This window comes from Leclercia sp. M50, from assembly GCF_037150775.1.
In the GTDB taxonomy this organism is placed as follows: domain Bacteria; phylum Pseudomonadota; class Gammaproteobacteria; order Enterobacterales; family Enterobacteriaceae; genus Enterobacter.
Genome location: NZ_JBBCPK010000205.1, coordinates 1 through 2,621 on the forward strand (window position 1 = coordinate 1; position 2,621 = coordinate 2,621).

Sequence of the window (2,621 nt, forward strand, 5' to 3'; positions counted from 1 at the left end):
TAAAAGTAGGCCAAAAATAACGTCGCGGTTTGCCAAACCAGCGCGCTGGCCATATCACCTAATCCATAGCCTATTTTATCCTTCGTACTCAATACAGAGGAAATTGTCATTTTTAATGAGCCTTTTTATCAGGTTAAAATTATTTCAACCAGCTGCGCAAGAATCAGATTCGTGCGCATTCGAGGCTCAATTATTAGCAACGCTTTGCCCGCTAACAATTGTCTAAATTAACAGACAAATTATGATATTTAGTTTTTTGATTTATTTGTGATGGAGAGCAAGTCTCGGGGGAAATAAAAAAAGGCGAGGATCAATATCCTCACCTTTTATCGTGCAGAAGCTGAATGTTACTTTTTCAGTTCGGCCAGGCTCAGCCAGGTTTGTACCACGGTATCCGGGTTGAGGGACAGACTGTCGATCCCCTCATCCATCAGCCATGCGGCAAAGTCTTCATGGTCGGACGGGCCCTGACCACAGATACCCACGTACTTACCCTGCTTCTTCGCGGCGCGGATGGCCATCGACAGCAGCGCTTTAACCGCCTCGTTACGCTCATCAAACAGCGCGGAAACCACGCCGGAGTCGCGATCCAGACCCAGCGCCAGCTGCGTCATATCGTTCGAGCCGATAGAGAAGCCGTCGAAGTGTTCCAGGAACTGCTCTGCCAGCAGGGCGTTGGACGGGATCTCACACATCATAATGATTTTGAGCCCGTTCTCGCCGCGCTTCAGCCCCTGACGCGCCAGTTCGTCAATGACCGCTTTCGCCTGATCCACGGTCCGCACGAACGGCACCATGATCTCAACATTGGTCAGCCCCATATCGTTACGCACGCGTTTTACCGCCTCGCACTCCAGGGCAAAGCAGTCGCGGAAGCTGTCAGAGACATAACGACCGGCGCCACGGAAGCCCAGCATCGGGTTCTCTTCTTCTGGTTCATAACGCTCGCCGCCCACCAGGTTGGCATATTCGTTAGATTTGAAGTCGGAGAGACGCACGATGACGCGTTTCGGGAAGAATGCCGCACCCAGCGTCGCAATCCCTTCAGTCAGACGGCCAACGTAGAACTCTTTCGGCGAGTCGTAGCCCTTCATCATCTCGCGGATCTCTTTTTGCAGCTTCTGATCCTGGTCGTCGAACTCCAGCAGCGCACGCGGGTGAACCCCGATCATACGGTTGATGATGAACTCCAGTCGCGCCAGGCCAACGCCTTCGTTTGGCAGGCAGGCGAAGTCAAATGCCCGGTCCGGGTTGCCGACGTTCATCATAATCTTCAGCGGCAGATCCGGCATGGTATCCACGCTGGAGCTCTTCACGCTGAAGTCCAGCAGCTCCGCGTAGACATAACCGGTGTCGCCTTCGGCGCAGGAGACGGTGACGTTCTCATCGTCCTTCATACGTTCCGTGGCGTCACCACAGCCGACAACCGCCGGAATACCCAGCTCACGGGCGATGATCGCCGCGTGACAGGTACGACCGCCACGGTTGGTGACAATTGCCGAGGCCTTTTTCATGATCGGTTCCCAGTCCGGGTCGGTCATGTCTGTTACCAGCACGTCCCCCGGCTGGATACGGTTCATTTCGCTGATGTCATGGATAACCTTCACCGGGCCTGCGCCGATGCGGTGGCCGATGGCACGGCCTTCAGCGATGATTTTGCCCTGGGCATGCAGGGTGTAACGCTCCATCACCTGGCCGCGGGAACGGACGGTTTCCGGACGCGCCTGGACGATGAACAGTTTGCCGGTGTTACCGTCTTTCGCCCATTCGATATCCATCGGACGGCCATAGTGCTTCTCAATCTGCACCGCCTGCTTCGCCAGCTCCTGCACCTCGGCATCGGTCAGCGAGAAGCGGTCGCACTGTTCCTGCGGCACATCTTCAATGCGAACCTGCTTGCCGTGCTCCTGGGTTGGGGCGTAAACCATGCGGATCTTTTTCGACCCCATGGTACGGCGCACGATAGCCGGGCGATCCGCAGCCAGGGTTGGCTTGTGAACATAGAATTCGTCAGGGTTGACGGCACCCTGCACCACCATCTCGCCCAGACCCCAGGCAGAGGTGATAAAGACCACCTGATCGAAACCCGATTCGGTATCAATAGAGAACATCACCCCTGATGAGGCCAGGTCTGAACGCACCATGCGCTGCACGCCCGCCGAGAGCGCAACGCCACGGTGGTCATAACCCTGATGCACGCGATAGGAGATTGCGCGGTCGTTAAACAGGGAGGCAAACACATGTTTTACCGCCACCAGCACCGCATCGTAGCCCTGCACGTTGAGGAAGGTCTCCTGCTGTCCGGCGAAGGAGGCATCTGGCATATCTTCTGCGGTCGCAGAGGAGCGCACGGCAAAGGAGGCCTGCGCATCGTCAGCGGAAAGCTGGTTGTAGGCGTCGTGAATGGCTTTTTCCAGTTCAGGCTGGAAAGGTGTGTCGATGATCCACTGGCGGATCTGAGCCCCGGCTTTTGCAAGCTCGGAGACATCATCAATGTCCGTATTATCCAGTAGTTCGTAAATGCGCTGGTTTACGCCGCTTTGATCCAGAAAATAGTTAAAAGCATCGGCGGTGGTAGCAAATCCATTCGGTACGGAGAAACCCATACTGGACAGATTTGT

1 protein-coding gene is annotated in these 2,621 nt (G+C 55.5%); it reads right to left on the reverse strand.

Features of this window, described 5'->3' with window-relative positions; genetic code table 11:
• Nucleotides 1-347: 347 nt before the first annotated feature.
• Nucleotides 348-2,621, reverse strand: a 2,274-nt coding sequence (gene ppsA / locus WFM46_RS23485; protein WP_336998697.1) for a phosphoenolpyruvate synthase, incomplete at its 5' end; no start/stop codon positions are given.